The following is a 17,130-nucleotide window of genomic DNA, read 5'->3' on the forward strand; positions in this document are numbered from 1 at the left end:
ACTAAAAGGCGACCGTTGGCCGGCTGCCGGCAAAGGCCGAACGCAGACGCCGATAAAGCCGCCAAGCCTGCATGGCCGCGCGGTCTGGCGCTGGGGCAACCGGCGCAAAACGCCCATCGAGCAAGTCTTCCATCTGGCTGGCGGTCCATTCCCCCGTGACGATGAGGCGCGAAAGCGCAAAGGGGGATTCACCGCGCCGGCTCAGCCCGTCGGCAACCCGGCAGGCAGCCGAAAAGCCCGCGCGCGCCACAAGGCGCCGCACCATCGGGGTGGAATAGCCGTGCGGATAGGCAAAGGACTCCACCCGCCTGCCGATATGTGCCTCCAGCAGGGCCTTGCCGTGCTCAATCTCGCGGCGGGCATCGGCCTCGGCCAATAGGTCAAGCTGTGGATGCGAATGCGTATGGGCGCCCACTTCAACATTGCGCTGCGGCAGCGCGGCGATCTCGTCCCAAGTCATCATGGGGCGGTCGCCTTCACCCAGATCAGCTAGCCAGCGGGCGGACTCGCCGACATAGCCAGTGGTGACAAAAAGCGTTGAGGCAAATCCAAAACGCTCCAGGATGGGCAGGGCATGACGGCCGAAATCGGCAAGGCCATCATCGAACGTAATGGCAATGGCATTTTCCGGCAGACTGCCTGCTTGCTGACGACGGACCAGATTCGCGATGGTGAGAGGCTCATAGCCCCGATCACGTAGAACCGAGAGATGCTCGGCAAAGCGCTCGGGAGACACGATCCAGCGCCGATAGGCCGGATCACAACTATCATCGACGCTGTGATACATAAGTATCGGGACGGTAGCGCTCATCTCAATTGCTCTTCCAGGCCGGCTTGCCCTGCACGCCCCGCGGCGTCGTGTCGTTGGGCCCGCGCAAAGTCCTTGCGGCTGCGAAAATAAGCGGGAATGCCGGCAAGAACGCCGAAGCGCTCGCGCCAGATGAAGCTGGAGGGATAGTCGCCGGGCAAGCGCGCATTCTTGGCCGACTTACGGCCGAAGACGTGAGCGAGCCCCGCAGGTGCCTTGGCAAGGAAATGCCAGACCAAGCCTGGTTGCCGGGCGATCAGCCGCGTGAGATACGCGCCGAGACCGACGCCGTAGCCAAAAGCCTGGCGCGCCATGCCATCCTCACCGCGGCGATGGAAGTGCCAAACCAGCGCGTGCGGATTGTAGACCAGGCGCCCACCAGCCACCACCACATCGGCGAAGGCTGCCAGATCGTCGCCGCCACGCGCGATCGTGCCCGCGCCCAACGCTGGCTCGAACCCGCCCATGGCCATAAGGGCCGAGCGACGGAACGCCATATTGGCGCCCGAGCCGAACATGCCGGCAGCATAGGGAAAGAGGGGATTATCAGGCCGATTGGCCTCGAGGTCGAAAACCTGGACCTTGGCGCTCTTGAGGAAGCCACCATGCAGTTCGGTCCAATATTGCGCCCGCGTTTCCAGCTCTGCCGGAACGATACCGCCCGTGACGCAGCCGATTTCGGCGCTCTCCGCAAACGGGCGGACGAGGCTGCTGAGCCAATGGCGATCGGCAATGACATCATCGTCAGTGAAGGCAACGATTTCAGCCGTCAGCCCATCGAGACCGCGATTGTGAGCGTTGGAGAGGCCAGGGCACTCCTCGCGCAGATAGAACACCTTGCCAGTGGGGGCATAGACCTGCTGCACCATGGCCATCGTCTCGTCATTGGACGGCGCATTGTCGACGACCACGACCTCAAAATCGGGATGGTCCTGCTTCAGCAGCGAGGCGAGACACCGCGCCAAAGAGTCCTTACGGTCGCGGGTGGCCACGACGACGCGTGCCCGTGGCAAGGCAAGGTCAAAAGTCTCGGGCTGAAGACGCGGATAGGCGGCCAGAACGGGCGCGAGCTGCGCTCGGGTGAGCTCTTCGCCATAGAGCGGCACCTGCGTAACACCCAGAAGACTGGCCCCGTCACGGATAACCAGATGCGCGGCGGCATAGAGTTTTCCATCGGCAGTGCCATTTGCCGCGATCGGCAGAAGCGGCTTACCCACATCTACCTCCACCACCTTGAACGGCGCAAAGGCGGTTTCGGCGCGCGGCTGGCCGCGAACGGCGATGCGTCCGATCATAAAACTGCCAGCCACCAGGGCCGTACCGATGGCGCTGGCCGCAGCACGGGCAAAGCCCCCTGCCCCGGACGCGCAAAACCATTGGCCAGATGGCCGAGAATGCGTCGTGGAATCACGGTCAGCAGGTGATGCCGCTCGCTCGAAAGGCCCGAGCGCGAGGGGTGGCGGTGCGTCATCAGCGCCTTGGACTTGCCCTCAGCGATGCAACGCCGCGCGAAATAGCGGAACGCCTTGCGATGCTCTTCGATCTGATGCCGAACCGCGGCCTTGTCATCCATGACCAACCCGGCCATGGGGAACATGGCGCCGGCGCGGAGGCACAGTTCAGTCTCTTCAGCACCCGCGGCATTGGCGCCGATACGGCCCAGTCCCTCGTCGAAGAGGCCGGCCATGATCAGGGCAGAACGGCGAAACGCCATATTGCAGCCGATCAGGTTCCGCACCGTTCCGGCCTTGGTCGCCTGCCCCTCATAGGAACAGCCCACGACCCAGTCGAATTCACGCGGCATCCAGCGCGGACGCTCGCCCGGCCAGGATGGCGTGATCGGACCGCCAACACCCATGGTAAAGGGCGAAGCGAACTGGCCTTGAATGGCAGCGAGCCAATCCACGTCAGCAATGGCGTCATCGTCGAGAAAAGCAACAATGTCCCCCGTGGCCGCCAGCAGTCCGGTATTGCGTGCGCCTGAAAGCCCCTTGATGCGCGCGTTCGGCATCACCCTGGCTGCCGGGAAAGCCTCCGAAGCGGCATTCTGCACAGCGTCATTGCCGTCGACCACGAGAATGATTTCATGGGCAGCAACGCTCTGCGCCACCACCGAGTCGATGGCCTGCCGGAGCCGGCCAAATCGCTTGGTATCATGGGTGCAGACAATGACGGAGATGGTCCCGGCGGGCGACATTTACAGGCCTCAGAGTTGAGGAGCGGCAGCGGGAAGCGTTGCATCCTGCCGGTCGGTGCTCCGGCGCTGTGGGTGGCGCTTGGGGGACGGTTCGACGGCGAGCTTGACGATCTGCTTCAGCACGCGCCAGCCATCCGGGATGGTGCGCAGATTGCTGGTGCCGTGAATGCGCAGGTGCTCGATGCTGGCCACTTCGTTGACGCGCAGTTGCGCCCGCAATGCCCGCACATTCATGCCGGTTTCCACCTCGAAGCCGTCAGTCTTTTCCATATGGAGGATGGGCAGCACATCGCGCCAGAAGGCCGCATAGCCATAGCAGAGGTCGGAGAAACGGCCGCCAAAGATGCAGCGCACCAGCGTCAGCAGCCCCCAATTGCCAAACTTGCGATACCATTCCATGTCGCGGGTGCCGCCGCCCTGGAGGAAGCGCGAGCCTTTGACGAAATCGGCGCCGGAAAGCAACGCTCCCACAAAGGCCGGGATCTCGCCGGGGTCGGTGGACCCATCGGCATCGATCATGACGATGATGTCGCCGCTGGCCGCTTCAAAGCCTGCCCGCAGGGCCGCGCCCTTGCCCTTGCGATCCTGCCCGACCACGATGATGCCAGGCACGAGTTCCCGGGCTACGGCAATGGTGCGGTCCTTGGAATTGCCATCGACCAGAATGATCTCGTCAACCCAGGCGGGAATGCGCGGCAGCACATGCGGCAGGTTCAGCTCTTCGTTCATCGCCGGAACGACGACGCTCACCTTGGGCCGGGACGACGAGGCTAGACCAGGACGACGATCTTCGCGACGACGGCGATAGGCCCCGATCGTCCGCGACTTCGGTTCGGCATCCCCAACCCGTCCCGTCAAAAAAGCAGCATTTGAAGCAAGCTGTTCCATTGTCATCATCCGGTCATCAGAATGTGTTCATTCGAAAATCGCCTCTGTCTTGCCGCCGTTTTCCAGCGTTAGCAAACCGTTAACGCTCCGATGGTTTACCCGAATGGTAAATCCGCACGGCGCCAGAAATCCGACGCCATCTAGTCCCGTGATTTTTCTAGGAAATATCTGTCAGATCAGGGAAAACACGCGCAGCGCGAGTAGACCCACCGCGACGGTTAGTAGCCCACCCGAGACCACTGATAGACCACGCACGACCGGCCGGCCTGCACCGGCGGAAACGCTAGCCTGGCGGATAGCGAGAGCCCCAAGGGAGGCAACCAGCAACCAAAAGCCAAGATTGGCTTGCAGCGTATTGGGCAGCATTTCATGGGTTCGCTTGGCGCGCACAGCGAGGCTGAAACCGCCGCTGCCCTCAGGCAATACGTCCACCCTGGCGCTATCGACCCCCGCCAGCCCCGCCATTTGCTGACGCAACAGGGCCAATGCGTCGACGGAATAAAGATCGCCTTCGGCAAAGGGAATGAGTGGCGCAATCCGACTATGGAGCGCTGGATCGACGCGCGAAAAATCCGCCGACATAAAGCGGGCAAGATCGCCCTGCTCAACTCGAATCGCGACCTTCGCCACCTGCTCTCCAGGCTCGGGCCGCACATCCATATCGGCCATCCGCGCAAAGGGATAGCCGTGTCGACCGAGTGCCCAGGTCAGACGCCCCGAAAGCGATTCGACGGCCGCAGCGCCGGCATTGTCACCCACCGAGGTCGCAGCGGTCGCCAACACCTCATCCATCACAGTGGGCGCAAGTTCAGGCGTTGCGGTCACATCGATAGCGCCGAGCGTGTAGCGCGGCCCTGGATTCACCCGCACCTTCAAGCTCGAGGCGTCGGCCACCGAAAAGTCCGGCCATTCGAGCGCAACCTCCGCGGCGAGGTAGCCGTCATTTCTCAGAATACCCACAAGGCGCAACCGCTCGGTTTCAACCGCCTCCTGCAGGGCCTCGCCCCGCAAGTCGCTATTCTGGGCAAGTATCTGCGGCAGATTGGTCGCGGCTTCCAGCACGCTGGCAATGCTTCGCGGAGTCGGATCAGCGAGCACTGCGCCTTGACCGTAACCAAGCGTGGCTGAAGCAAGCCAGCATGCGGCGACAAGACCTGCGACCAGACGCCTGCCGACGGGCATGTCAGCTACCGTCCTTGAAACCGATCAGGCGCTTGACCGCGTTGCGGGCCAATTTGTCCACTGCGGTGAGCGGCAGGCGCTCGATGCGATATTCGGCATAGTCATGCGGAACCGCGCCGAACTTCTCCTTGAACTGGCTCAGGGACGAAGAATTGCCCGTTTCGCCCATGTGATAATAGCGGTGCCCGGCTTTGGCCGATTGCTCGATGGCAAGTTTTTGCAGCAGGTCGCTGGCGCCCGAATTTCCGATCAGGTCAGCATCCATGGCGCCGCGGCTATAGTTGGTATTGCGCCCCCCCGCAACACGATGATCGAGGCAACAGGTTTTCCGTCTATGGAAGCCAGTCCAACCTGCCAGTTTGCCCCCATCGTCGCAGCCAGCTTCTCAAACCGCTCATAAGGATCGCGCCGCCGAGCACGCCAAAGAGCAAGAGCCTTCGGTTCGTGCTGGGCACTCGCCCAGCGCAACCACGACTTTTCGAGCAGGGCATAGAATTGCGGCAGCAGCTTCCCCGTGGTGTCGAATTCCACATCGACCATAGTTTCCGCCTTGCGGATGACCCGGCGGATCCTGCCGGTAAACCGCTGCTCCCAAACTTTGTCAAAGCCCCCTTCGAGATCGAGCACATGGGCCCGCCTCGGGATAGCAATCCCAGTGTGCGCCGATTGCCAAGCCGCGGCATGCAGCGGATTGGGCCGGACATGCACGGCTAGAAAGCCCGCGCTGCGCAGATCTTCCAGAATGGCAGCAACGATAGCGCCGGTTAATTCGGTCGAACCGATCGGGCCGCCAATGCCCCAGCTGGAGGGCATGGACCCGGCAATGGCCAACCAGGTTGGCAGGCCGGCCCGGGCGATCAGGGGCAGCACGAATTGCTGCCCATCTGCCGTCTCATAAAGACGGCTGGCATCAACGAAACGCCCCGTAGCGCAAGCGCTATCGGTCCATTCGGGCGACTGGTAGGGCAGCGCATCGGGATCGGCCTCGATCAGCCTCTCCCAGACATCGCGCGGTGCCGGCGTCGTCACGGACGTGATGCGGCACGCGCTCGCCGACGTGGTGCGGAGTGGCGCTGCTTGCAAATAGGACGGTGCGGCGTCGACATTCATGCACGGCCTCCGCGAGCTTGAAGCTACCCTGCCGTGAATCCGGCATGTGGGCGCGCTTGTAAACGCATGAGTTCAGTTAAGGTAAATCGGCGAATGCGCTGTCATCACGGGAAATGGGGCGCTACCAAATGGATGACGTCCACCAGGACATGGTATTTTGCCGATGCAGGACACACCGACAATGGCCGGAAGGTCGCCCCATGGGCGCCTGATACGTCCCATTGCGCTCGTGCTCGTCGTCTTGGCCATTCTGGGCGGCGCCAGCTGGCTCGGCCAACGCGTTCTACCCACGCACTCGCCCCATCCCTCGACAGACGCTACCTGGAAACTGGTCTTCGAAGATCAGTTCGATGCCGCCGAACTCGATGGCAGCCGCTGGACCAGTTGCTATTGGTGGGACAGAGGCGGCTGCACAAATCTGGGCAATAACGAGCTGCAATGGTATCGGCGCGGCAATGTCGTGCCCGGCAATGGCAGCGTGACGCTGGAAGCGCGTGAAGAGCCGGTTGATACCAGCGAAGGTGCTTTCCCCTATACATCGGGTCTCATCGCTACCGGTCGGACAGACGCTGAAGGCGAGCGGGAAGACCGTTTCTCCTTCACCTATGGCTATGTAGAGGTGCGAGCCCGCCTGCCCAGAGGACAAGGCTTGTGGCCGGCCATCTGGCTCCTGCCCTCCGACCACGTCTCGCGGCCCGAAATTGACATCATGGAGATGCTCGGCCACGCCCCAGACGTGCTCGAAATGCACTATCACTATCAGACGAACGGCCAGAATGAATCGCAGGGCGAGGACCGCAAGGTCGCCGACCTATCCGCCGACTGGCACGACTATGCCGTCGACTGGAGCCCCGAGGCTATCGTCTGGTACCTCGACGGGCGCGAGATGTGGCGGATCGATGAGCCCGGAATTATCTCCGATGAGGCTATGTATCTTATCATCAACCTGGCGGTCGGCGGTGACTGGCCCGGAGCGCCGGATGCGGAGACCCAGTTCCCTGCACGCTTCGAGATCGACCACGTGCGGATCTGGCAGAGGCAGGAACCGTGACGGCCGAGCTCTCGACATCGGCAGACATGAGCGGCGCCAGGACCAACAGACCGCAGGGCATTTCCGCGATCGCCCGCAGCGGTTTCGCACTCATTCTGGGCACACTCATTGCATCCGGACTCGGCATGGTGTTCTGGGCCCTGGCTGCGCGGCTGCTGACACCGATGCAACTGGGCATCGGCGCCGCCCTCATCTCGGCGCTGTCAACCCTGAGCCACGCCTCCCAGCTCAACTTGCGCAATCTGCTGCATCGCTATGTGCCTGAGGCAGGGAGTCATGCCCCCGGTCTTATCTACCGCTCCTATGCCTTAGCCGCCCTTGTGGCGCTCGTGCTCGGAACAGGCTTCGCCATATTGGTCGCCGCCATTGCGCCCGATCTATCGTTCCTCGCAGCATCGCCGCTGGCATCAGCCGGGTTCGTCGCCGCCCTCGTGGTCTGGACACTCTATTCCCTGCAGGAGGCGGCACTGACCGCCAGGCGGTTGGCAAGTTATGTACCACTCCAAAGCCTCACCTATTCGCTGGCCAAGATCGCCTGCCTCGTCGCCATCGTCGGCATACTGCCCACCGGCAGCGCCATTCTCATTGCTTGGGTTCTACCGGCCGCGGCCATCGGCCTTGTAACCCATGTCATGATGCTGCGCCTCGAGGCCGCCCCAGCTGCAAACGCGCCGGACAAGGCTATCAGTCTGCGCCAGATCGCCAACTTCTTCGGCTGGGACTATGTCGGCGCGCTGGCAACGAGCATTTCCCTCGGTATCGCCCCAATCCTGCTCGCATCGCTTTCGGGCGCCGCCGATGTCGCGCCCTATTATCTCGCCTGGTCGATCAGCTACATGCTCTATCTGGTGTCTCGCCATGTAGGAGCAGCCATGCTGGCGGAACTGGCGGCCAACGCGCATCGCCGCCGGGCAATCTATGCGGAAACGCTGGTACTGACCCTGGTGCCGGTCTGCGGTGGCGTCGCCTTCCTGCTGGTCTTCGCGCCCTATGTCATGCTGATCTTCGGGTCCGACTATGTCGAAAGCGGCGCCAATATCCTGCGCGTCCTTGCACTCGCCAGCATTCCGGGCTCGCTGGTCACCGCCTATCTCGCCATTTGCAGGGCGGAAGAGCAGGTCCGCCAGATCGCCCTTTTGCAGGTGACAACGCTCATCGCCTTGATCGCAATCGGCGTGCCACTAACAATCGCCCTGGGTCCTATTGGCATGGCCTGGGGTTGGTTCGGCGCTCAATCCGTCGCGACCCTTCTTGTCCTCATCCTGTCCATCATCCGCCATGGGCCCGTCGGGCTCTTCGACACGCTGGCCGATCTCGCCTCGGCCGCGCTGCGCCTCGCCCGGCAATTGCCGTTGAAGCGTTTGTCGCCAAACTCGTCCCCCGCGCCAAAGGCCAGCTTCGAGATGGCCGGTCGCACCTGGACCATCAGCAATATCGGCCCCGCTTCCCTCAGCGATGCAACGACGCAAACCCTGGAAAGCGCGGCGCCGACACCGATGGCGGTGATCCTCAAGCAGGCTTCGAGCCCCGAAGGTCGCGAGGCTTTGCTATGCGAATATGAAGCGCTGCTGCGGCTGCATGGTGACAGCAAGCTGTCCGAGATGCTGGAGGGTTTTCTTCCCGCTCCTCTCCATTTCGAGACCGGGGACGAAGATAGCACCCTTCTCATGTCGAAATTGCCCGGCCGGGACGCTCGCGCCTTCGTCAGGCCATCCGAACAACTTATCCCCGCCCTCGGCGCCATCGCACGGACCATGTCGGCCCTCCAGTCCACCACGCCGCCGAACTTTGCTCCCACGAGTTGGGTCGATGAGTGGATCGAGGCGCCGCTGGCCCGACTGGCCGCAGCAACCGGCGACAGCAAGGGCATAGCCGGCCTAGCCGCTGAACTGCGCCGGTATTGGACCGGCACGATCACGCGCCGTGGCCCCGTCCACGGCGATTTCTGCCCCGACAACCTGCTGCTCGACCACGACACGACCGACGGCACACTGCGCCCTTCCGGCGTTGTCGACTGGGGCAGCTTCCGTCTGGACGGCCCGCAGGGCTTTGATATCTGCACCATGGCTATGACGCTGCGCGCTGCCTCCAGCGACCGCCAACTTGGCCAGGTGGTTCTCGATCTGCTACGCGATCCCCAATGGACCGCGGCCGAACGCCACTGGATGGCCGGTGCCGAACCCGCTCCCTGGCTGCACGACACCAACGCCCTGCGCGCCTTGGTCCTGCTCGTCTGGCTACACCATGTCGATGCCAATCTAGGCAAGTCCACACGCTATGACACCGGCAGCTATTGGGGCCTCGCCAATATCCGCCTCGTGCTCCGGGCCATGACTGCAACGCCGAAGGCCCGCAGCGACGCCAGGCGGTGGGAGTCTTTCACCCCGTTCCGCCCCATTGCCGAGGATCGCGGCGAAACACTGCTGCTCCCTACCATGCTTCTGGCGGTCGGGCTGCTCTCCTGGGTCTCCAGCCTGTCCTATATCGATGCTTCCGCGCTGGGCGGGCTCGGGCTCGCCAACATCCTGCCGCCGGGCATCTATCTGGCCTATGCCGCCATCATTGGCGGCTTCTGCCTGAGCCTGATGCCATCGACGCTGCGAACGCCTCTGCCCTTTCTGTTCCTCGTGGCCTTGGTCCTGTTGCTCCATGCCACCCCGGCGATCAGCTATGAAACACTGCGCTATTCATGGGCCTGGAAGCATATCGGCGTCATCGATTACATCATGCGCCATCACAGCCTCGATCCCATGGCGCGCTATCTCTCAGCCTATCACAACTGGCCGGGCTTTTTCCTTGCATCTGCAGGGATCGCGAGTTGGCTACAGCTCGATCCGCTGGGTATTGCCAATCTCGCTCGCTTTTTCCCCACCGCGCTGAACCTGGGCTTCGTCCTGATCGTGCCGGTGCTGTTGCGCAATTTCACGCAGGACTGGCGGACGATCTGGACTGCCACCGCGCTGTTCCTGGCCGGCAACTGGGTGGGCCAGGACTATTTCTCGCCCCAGGGCACCACGTTCTTCCTTTACCTCTGCGTGCTCGCTTTGCTCACTGGCCCGCTCGCGCCCGGCTCCATAGCCGAACGCCGACACCACGCCGCGGCCCAGGCCGGCTTTACCCTCCTCGCGCTTGCCCTGATCGTCGCCATCGTCGCCACCCATCAGATCACCCCGCTTTTCCTGCTGAGCGGTCTGTTCCTCCTGGCATTGGTGCGGAGGCTCAACTTTGGCTACTTCCTCTTCGCGCTCGTGGCCGAGTTGCTCTGGCTATTCTACCTCGCCGAGCCCTTCATCGCGCCGGAACTGGCCGATCTTGTCGCTGGCTTCGGTCGCGTCAGCGAGGAGACGCTGGGGCGCCTCGCCAATACCGAAGTCATCAGCGCGGACCAGCGCCTGGTATCGCTGGCCTCACGCGGCCTCAGCGGCGTGCTCGGCCTTGCCGCGATGCTGGGCATCATCCTGCGCTTCCTGCGCGGGCATCGCGACGTTACCGCGCTGACCCTGCTCGCCGCGCCCATGCCGGTGCTCTTTGCCACTCCCTATGGCGGAGAGGTCGTGTTCCGGCTCTATCTCTTTGCCATGCCTTTCCTCGCCTTTTTCGCAGCCGCCCCCTTCGTGCCCCGGCAAGACGGCAAAGGCATCTGGCATCTGCTGGCGCTGGGCCTCGCCCTTACCATGTTGGTACCGGCCTTTGTCCTCGCCAATAATGGCAAGGACGCACAATACCGCTTCTCACCGGCCGAGGTGGAGGCAGCCGATTTCCTCTATGGCAATTCGCGTCCGGGCCAACTGCTCATCGAGGGTTCGCGCAGCTACCCCTCGCAATTCCGCAATTACGAGAACTTCTCCTATGTACCCCTCTCCGAGGAACTGCCGGAAATCGAAACCGAACTGCTGACCGCGCCAGACCAATTGGTGGTACGTTGGCTCCGCAACACGCCCGCGGGCGGCTATGTGATCATCACCCGCAGCCAGAAGGCCATGTTCGACAATATGGGCCTGCTGCCCCAAGGCGCGCTGGACGATATCGAGCGCACACTCATCGCCTCGCCCGACCTCACCATCGCCTTCAGAAACGAAGACGCAACAGTGCTAACCCTCAACACCGACTGAAGCGACGGTGGAGGACCAACCGGCTGCCGTTTTCATCAGGCTAGGGTGCGCGCCCCGCCGTCAGCTCTTGGCCAGTGCGGGATGAAGCACCCTTTGCAGATCGTCGTGGTAGCGCCAGCGAAGCGCAGTGCCTAGAAGAGGACCCGCAGCAAGCCAAGGGAATCGAGATGCCACCGAAAGACAAGGGGCGGCCAAGTAAGCAGCGCGCCACCGAATTGGGCGACGAAATCATCGTCTTGGCTCTGACGCATTTCCGGCTCTATGGCTATGAGGCCACAACCATCGCAGGGCTGGCCAAAGCGCTTGAATGTTCCAAACATACAATCTACCGCCGATTTCCCGACAAGGAGGCGCTGTTCGCGGCAGCGCTGGCCTTCGACCGCAAAATCGTCCTGGCTAGGGTCGCATCGATCGACACCTCTGCGTCCAATTCCCTCCATGCCTTGCGACAGGCCTGCCATGCGTTGTTCGAGTTAGCGCTCGAGCCCGACAGTACCGACCTCTACCGCGCCTGCATCGGCGCCGTGCAGCAATTTCCGGCTGTTGGCAGACAGTTCTTCCAGACCGAACAGGACCTACAATCGGTACTTGCAGGCGCCCTGCAGCAAGCCCAGGCGGACGGCTATATCGTTCCCGGACCGGCCGCCCCCTGGCTAGCCAACTCTATCATGCCACCATCGGTGAGGCCTTTTTGCACTCTTTGTTGGGACTCGAGCACGTGGGTACGACTGTGGATCAGGCGGATTTGTTCGCCCGCAACTGGGCGATGTTCGTGGGCGCCTATGGGCTAAAGCAGCCCTGAACGGGTAGAAATAACAAAAAAGGCACTCGTTAGTGCTTTTTTGTTGAATTTGACGACATTGTGGCGCTATTAAGCTCTCCAAGTTCAACGACAACTTGGAGGAGTTTTCGATGACGATTCTCGTAACCGCCGATCATATTGGTTGGCGCAGTTGCGCGTTTGGGACGTCATAGACACCACTCCCAAAAGCACCCGAACGTATCAACAGTATAGAACGGAACGCCAAGGCTCGCTTTCAGATGACAACTGAAAGGGTGCAGGGCTTTCTATTGTCCAAGCCCTTCTCTCGGAAATTTTATGTCCAAAATCCAATTCCTCAGGTGGCCATATCTTGCATTGGCTATCGCGCTATTCATTGCTGCTCTGCCGCTCGCGATAGGGGGCGTCCAGCTCGCCACACTCGGCGGCTCCTGGTACTATCTGCTCACCGGCTTTGCGCTCGTCGCCGTCGCTGGCCTGATCGCCCTGCGTGACGTTCGCAGCGTTGCGCTCTTTGCCGCAATATTCCTCTGCACCGTGCTCTGGTCGCTCTGGGAAGCTGATGGCGAGTTCTGGCCGCTGGTGCCACGATTGGCTCCATTCCTGGTCATGGGCATCATCATGGCCCTGATCTATGCGACGCTTTCGCCAGCACGTCGTCTATGGGGCTACGGCGCTGCACTCGCTCTGGCCGTCGTTTCCGGCGCAGGTATTGCCGCCATGTTCGTCCCCCAGGGCGTCGTCACCAACCCCTCGGAACGCCTACAGAATGCCGAGGCAACAAACGTCGTCACCGATCCCGCCAGCCCTGACAATCGCTGGACGCATTACGGGCGCACCGCGTCGTCGACGCACTATGCGCCGCTTGACCAAATCACTCTCGATAACGTGTCTTCGCTCGAAGTTGCCTGGACGTTCCAGACCGGCGAGAGCAACAATCCTGGGTCTGAGTATCAGGCGATCCCGACGCAGATCGGCGACACGCTCTACATGTGCACCCCGCACAACCGCGTCTTCGCGCTCAATGCCGAGACGGGCGAAGAGCGCTGGAGCTACGACCCGCAGGCACGCTTCTCCAATGTCTGGGATCGTTGCCGCGGTGTGTCCTATTTCGACCCGGCCGAAACGCCTGCTCCATCGCAAACCGGCACAGCCGGCATCACGCCGATGGGCGACCAAACCTGCGGTGCACGCATCATCACTACCACCGTCGATGCGCGCTTGATTGCCCTCGATGCCCAGACGGGCGAACCCTGCCTTGGTTTTGGCGATAACGGTATCGTCGACTTGACCAATGGCATGGGCGAGGTTCGGGCGACCTGGTACTGGCTGACCTCGCAACCGCTTGTTGCCGATGGTCACGTGATCGTTGGCGGATGGGTTTTCGACAATCGCGCCATCGATGAGCCTTCTGGGGTCGTGCGAGCCTTCGACGCCGCCACGGGCGAACTCGTGTGGGCCTGGGATATGGGCAACGAGGCCACCACCAAGCTGCCCCCGCCGGGTGAAACTTATACGCGGTCTACGCCCAACTTCTGGGGGACTGGCACCTACGATCCGGAACTGGGACTGGTCTATCTGCCGACAGGCAACCAGTCGTCCGACTTCTGGGGCGAACATCGCTCTGATGCGGCCGACCAGCATTCGACGGCCGTGGTCGCGCTTAACGTCAAGACCGGGCGCAAGGCCTGGGTCTATCAGATGGTCCACCACGACCTGTGGGACTACGACAATGCTGCCGCGCCTACTTTGGTGGATTTCCCGGATGGCAATGGCGGAACCATTCCTGCCCTGATCCAGGTGACCAAGACGGCCGAAACCTTTGTTCTCGATCGCCGGACTGGCCAGCCCATCACAGAGGTCGAGGAACGAGCCGTGCCGCAGGACGCCACTTCGGCCGCGCGCCTGTCTCCCACCCAGCCTTTCTCGGTCGGCATGCCCTATCTCAGCCCGCAGGTCCTAGAAGAAAAGGACATGTGGGGGTTCACCTTCTACGACCAGCTGATCTGCCGTCTGGAATTCAAGAAGCTGCGCTACGAAGGCAAGTACACCCCCTTCGTCGAGGGCCAGCCAACGCTGATGTGGCCGGGCTTCTGGGGCGGCATGAACTGGGGCGGCGTAGCGATCGACGAAGACCGCAACATCATGCTGGTCAACGAGATGCGCAATGGCCACGTCGGCTATCTGGTCAAGCAGGAAGATGTCCAGGGCCACGACACTCCGGCGGGCCATGGGACCAACCTCAACCCGCAGGAAGGCGCTCCCTATGCTGCGGTCGTAGGCCTGTTCAACTCGCCCCTGGGCATTCCCTGTCAGGAGCCACCGTTCGGCACTATTTCGGGTGTCGACCTTGAAACGCAGGAAATCGCGTGGCAGCGCCCCTTGGGCACCGCGCAGGACGTGTTCCTCGGTGGCTTCCGCGTCAATGTGCCCGTGCCGATCGGCATGCCTTCACTATCGACGGCTGTGACCACCGCATCCGGCCTGGCCTTCTATGCCGGTACGCTGGACTACTATCTGCGCGCCTGGGACACCACGACCGGTGAGGAAGTCTGGAAATCCCGCCTTCCCGTAGGCTCGCAGGCAGCGCCCATGAGCTATCTGTCGCCGGAAAGCGGTCGCCAATTCGTGGTCGTGGTTGCCGGCGGTGCGCGTGAGAACCCCGAGAAGGGTGACTACGTCATCGCCTACGCCCTGCCCCAGGAATAGGTCCAGCGAACCATTGGCCTCTCCACATTCGCCGATGCGGGAGAGGCATGACATCACAAGCAAACAGCGTAGCGGCCGCTTTGGCCGCTACGCCAACGAACGAAGAGCCTCCGAGCGGCAACCCAGCACTTCGAAGGCGCAAGGAACGTTTGACTTGACCCGTGAAGGCAACAAGCCTGGTCCCCAAACAGCAGGGACAACCATCGCTCGAGCTTCGGCCCAAGACGCGCAGGAACAGTCCGGCGGCGCCACAACTGCTGATCGCTCCCATGCCAGGGAGGATCTCAAGGAAGCAGTCATCTGGCTCAAAGGCGTGAGGTGCGAAAGTTGGATCGTGCTGGGGCTGGCTACCGCTCTGGTGCTGGGTTGGGAATGGATCGCCTCACAGTTCCCAAAAGCCATCATTCCCTCGATTGGCGAAACCCTCGAGGCACTGCTCGGCATGCTGCGGGATTATCGCGGCGGCTATATCAATGCCGTGGCTAATACCATCCAGAACTACTATTCCGGCCTGGGTCTTGCTGTCCTGGTCGGCTGGACCCTCGCCGGACTTATGGGGCTATCGGGGCTGTTTGGCCGGGTCATGAAGGTAGTGCTCGACTTTCTGGGCAATATCCCTCTGATCGCCTTCATCCCGCTGCTCGTTGCGCTGCTGGGACTAGGCGGCACCGCAAAAGTCATCCTGGTGATGCTGGCGGCGGTGATCGTTATCGCGACGACGGCACAGGCAGCATTTGAAGGCGTAGACCAAGGCGCCGAAGAGGCCGCCATGGGCCTCGGCGCCAGCAAGCTGCAGGCGCAGTTGCTGGTCGTCTGGCCGCTCATCCTGCCGCAGATGATCGCCGGCCTGCGACTTGGCGCGGCGCAGGCGCTGACCGCTTGCATAGTTGCGGAAATATATACGGCCATGACCGGATTGGGCGGGCTCATCGTCGGATACGGCGCGTCGTTCAACATGCCACGTTACTTCGTCGCCGTGCTGACTACCGTGATCATCGGCAGCACGACGGCAGCTGCGTTGAGGCGGCTAGAGCAGCGCTTCGCTGTCCCATAGCCCCTGTCACGCCCCAAGAGCTTCCCTTCATTGGAGATCCCTGAGTGATGATCAAGAAATTCGCCATAGCGGCAATCGCCGCCGCCTCTGCCGCGCTGACCATTGCGCCGGCAAGTGCCGATCCCTTCCGGATCATCGTGACGTCAACCGAGGTGCCGCTGGTGCCCAACTCGGTGCTCTATCTGGCCGAAAGCGAGGGCTATTTCGAGCGCGCGGGGGTCGATGTGGAACTGGTGCCAGCGGCGCAGACCCCGATGGCCGTCACGGCACTTTTGACCGGCAGCGGCGAGATGGCCAATATTTCCACCGAAGCGCTTCTCGGACTTCACATTCGCGGCGACACCAGCCTGGTAGCCATCGGCTCGACCGACAAAGCCATCCCCTACATCATCGCGGCACGCGGTGGGACAACCTTTGAGAGCCTCAGCACTGGCACATTTGGCGTGGGTCGCGAGAACAGCCTCGACTACAGCCTATCGCGCATGGTGCTGGCCAGTCAGGGCACCAAGATTGAGGACATGACCTATGTGCCTCTCGGCGACCCGGCCGTTCGCGCCCAGGCACTGCAGCAGGGCCGTGTTGACGCGACAACCATGTCCATTGGCGTATTCCTGTCCATGCCAGAACGCACGGACCTAAATGTCCTGGTGGACGTAGATGCTTTCTACAGAGCCACACCGATCGTAACCAAGGTCAACGTTGTGCCTAGGGAGCTATTGACCAAGCGCGGTACGGAACTGGAGGCCGTGCTTGAAGCCCTGACGCTGGCTTCGCGCGACTTCGCGGCAAAGCCGAACCTTTGGGCGGAAGCCATGAAACGCGCGCGCCCAGATGTGGATACAGCCACGCTGACTGAGCTCTCAGGGCTCTATGCCCGCAGCTGGAGCGTCAATGGGGGGCTTCAGGCACACGAGACCAGCTATACTGCCAATTGGTATCAGGACAGCGGCTCGTTGGGCGGAGAAACGACGACACCCGTTCGTTTCTGGATGAAGTTTGAGCCGATGGACGCCGTACTCAGAAAGATCGGCACGTCAGACCTCGGCGATACCGTGACGCGTTAGTCCTTGGAACGTGCCCCCTCCTTCGCGGCTTGTCCGCGAGTCATCCGAGGCGACGGAAATCGGTGTCGAGAAGGGGGTGGATTGCAGACCTGGCAGCTTTCATCCAAGGTGGGACATGGCAACACCTCTGATTGACCGCACCCAACGGCACTGGGCAAAGCGCAACCGGCCGAG

The 17,130-nt window shown here is 62.1% G+C and carries 13 protein-coding genes; 6 read left to right on the forward strand and 7 right to left on the reverse strand.

Annotated elements, in window-relative coordinates; genetic code table 11:
* Position 1: 1 nt before the first annotated feature.
* The 7 genes from NVV77_RS18045 to NVV77_RS18075 form a co-directional block, all read right to left on the reverse strand.
* Positions 2 to 811: a polysaccharide deacetylase family protein gene (locus tag NVV77_RS18045; RefSeq protein WP_295415335.1), complete on the reverse strand. Its 810-nt coding sequence runs from the start codon at positions 809 to 811 to the stop codon at positions 2 to 4.
* The gene (locus NVV77_RS18050; RefSeq protein WP_295415336.1) at positions 808 to 2,103 is read right to left on the reverse strand and encodes a glycosyltransferase family 2 protein; all 1,296 of its coding nucleotides are present in this window, start codon (positions 2,101 to 2,103) and stop codon (positions 808 to 810) included. Before NVV77_RS18050 ends, NVV77_RS18045 begins: the two co-directional genes overlap by 4 nt.
* Complete coding sequence (locus NVV77_RS18055) at positions 2,100 to 3,005, reverse strand: glycosyltransferase family 2 protein (protein ID WP_295415337.1); 906 nt, start codon at positions 3,003 to 3,005, stop codon at positions 2,100 to 2,102. Before NVV77_RS18055 ends, NVV77_RS18050 begins: the two co-directional genes overlap by 4 nt.
* Before the next feature lie 9 nt (positions 3,006 to 3,014).
* Positions 3,015 to 3,893 carry a glycosyltransferase family 2 protein gene (locus NVV77_RS18060; protein ID WP_295415338.1) on the reverse strand — a complete coding sequence of 293 codons (879 nt, stop codon included), beginning with the start codon at positions 3,891 to 3,893 and terminating at the stop codon, positions 3,015 to 3,017.
* Between the two features lie 171 nt (positions 3,894 to 4,064).
* Entirely contained in the window at positions 4,065 to 5,075 is a 1,011-nt protein-coding gene (locus NVV77_RS18065; protein WP_295415339.1) for a hypothetical protein, read from the reverse strand.
* Between the two features lies 1 nt (position 5,076).
* Positions 5,077 to 5,340 carry a hypothetical protein gene (locus tag NVV77_RS18070; protein ID WP_295415340.1) on the reverse strand — a complete coding sequence of 88 codons (264 nt, stop codon included), beginning with the start codon at positions 5,338 to 5,340 and terminating at the stop codon, positions 5,077 to 5,079.
* Positions 5,325 to 6,185 carry a GNAT family N-acetyltransferase gene (locus NVV77_RS18075; protein ID WP_295415341.1) on the reverse strand — a complete coding sequence of 287 codons (861 nt, stop codon included), beginning with the start codon at positions 6,183 to 6,185 and terminating at the stop codon, positions 5,325 to 5,327. Before NVV77_RS18075 ends, NVV77_RS18070 begins: the two co-directional genes overlap by 16 nt.
* Before the next feature lie 181 nt (positions 6,186 to 6,366).
* On the opposite strand from NVV77_RS18075, the gene NVV77_RS18080 reads away from it, so the two are divergent.
* The 6 genes from NVV77_RS18080 (at position 6,367) to NVV77_RS18105 (ending at position 16,956) form a co-directional block, all read left to right on the forward strand.
* Positions 6,367 to 7,236 carry a glycoside hydrolase family 16 protein gene (locus NVV77_RS18080; RefSeq protein WP_295415342.1) on the forward strand — a complete coding sequence of 290 codons (870 nt, stop codon included), beginning with the start codon at positions 6,367 to 6,369 and terminating at the stop codon, positions 7,234 to 7,236.
* Complete coding sequence (locus tag NVV77_RS18085) at positions 7,233 to 11,348, forward strand: phosphotransferase (protein ID WP_295415343.1); 4,116 nt, start codon at positions 7,233 to 7,235, stop codon at positions 11,346 to 11,348. Before NVV77_RS18080 ends, NVV77_RS18085 begins: the two co-directional genes overlap by 4 nt.
* Before the next feature lie 167 nt (positions 11,349 to 11,515).
* The gene (locus NVV77_RS18090) at positions 11,516 to 12,139 is read left to right on the forward strand and encodes a TetR/AcrR family transcriptional regulator (protein WP_295415344.1); all 624 of its coding nucleotides are present in this window, start codon (positions 11,516 to 11,518) and stop codon (positions 12,137 to 12,139) included.
* Between the two features lie 347 nt (positions 12,140 to 12,486).
* Positions 12,487 to 14,838, forward strand: a complete 2,352-nt coding sequence (locus tag NVV77_RS18095) for a membrane-bound PQQ-dependent dehydrogenase, glucose/quinate/shikimate family (RefSeq protein WP_295415345.1) — start codon at positions 12,487 to 12,489, stop codon at positions 14,836 to 14,838.
* Between the two features lie 154 nt (positions 14,839 to 14,992).
* On the forward strand, positions 14,993 to 15,892 hold the full coding sequence (locus tag NVV77_RS18100) for an ABC transporter permease (protein ID WP_295415346.1): 900 nt from the start codon (positions 14,993 to 14,995) through the stop codon (positions 15,890 to 15,892).
* 47 nt (positions 15,893 to 15,939) lie between these two features.
* Positions 15,940 to 16,956: an ABC transporter substrate-binding protein gene (locus NVV77_RS18105; RefSeq protein WP_295415347.1), complete on the forward strand. Its 1,017-nt coding sequence runs from the start codon at positions 15,940 to 15,942 to the stop codon at positions 16,954 to 16,956.
* Positions 16,957 to 17,130: the final 174 nt, after the last annotated feature.

The organism is Devosia sp., from assembly GCF_024707125.1.
In the GTDB taxonomy this organism is placed as follows: Bacteria; Pseudomonadota; Alphaproteobacteria; order Rhizobiales; family Devosiaceae; genus Devosia.

Coding starts and splice junctions, on each gene's coding strand:
- NVV77_RS18045 (WP_295415335.1), bottom strand. CDS start 811: ATGAGCGCTACCGTCCCGATACTTATGTATCACAGCGTCGATGATAGT.
- NVV77_RS18050 (WP_295415336.1), bottom strand. CDS start 2,103: ATGATCGGACGCATCGCCGTTCGCGGCCAGCCGCGCGCCGAAACCGCC.
- NVV77_RS18055 (WP_295415337.1), bottom strand. CDS start 3,005: ATGTCGCCCGCCGGGACCATCTCCGTCATTGTCTGCACCCATGATACC.
- NVV77_RS18060 (WP_295415338.1), bottom strand. CDS start 3,893: ATGGAACAGCTTGCTTCAAATGCTGCTTTTTTGACGGGACGGGTTGGG.
- NVV77_RS18065 (WP_295415339.1), bottom strand. CDS start 5,075: ATGCCCGTCGGCAGGCGTCTGGTCGCAGGTCTTGTCGCCGCATGCTGG.
- NVV77_RS18070 (WP_295415340.1), bottom strand. CDS start 5,340: ATGGATGCTGACCTGATCGGAAATTCGGGCGCCAGCGACCTGCTGCAA.
- NVV77_RS18075 (WP_295415341.1), bottom strand. CDS start 6,185: ATGAATGTCGACGCCGCACCGTCCTATTTGCAAGCAGCGCCACTCCGC.
- NVV77_RS18080 (WP_295415342.1), top strand. CDS start 6,367: ATGGCCGGAAGGTCGCCCCATGGGCGCCTGATACGTCCCATTGCGCTC.
- NVV77_RS18090 (WP_295415344.1), top strand. CDS start 11,516: ATGCCACCGAAAGACAAGGGGCGGCCAAGTAAGCAGCGCGCCACCGAA.
- NVV77_RS18105 (WP_295415347.1), top strand. CDS start 15,940: ATGATCAAGAAATTCGCCATAGCGGCAATCGCCGCCGCCTCTGCCGCG.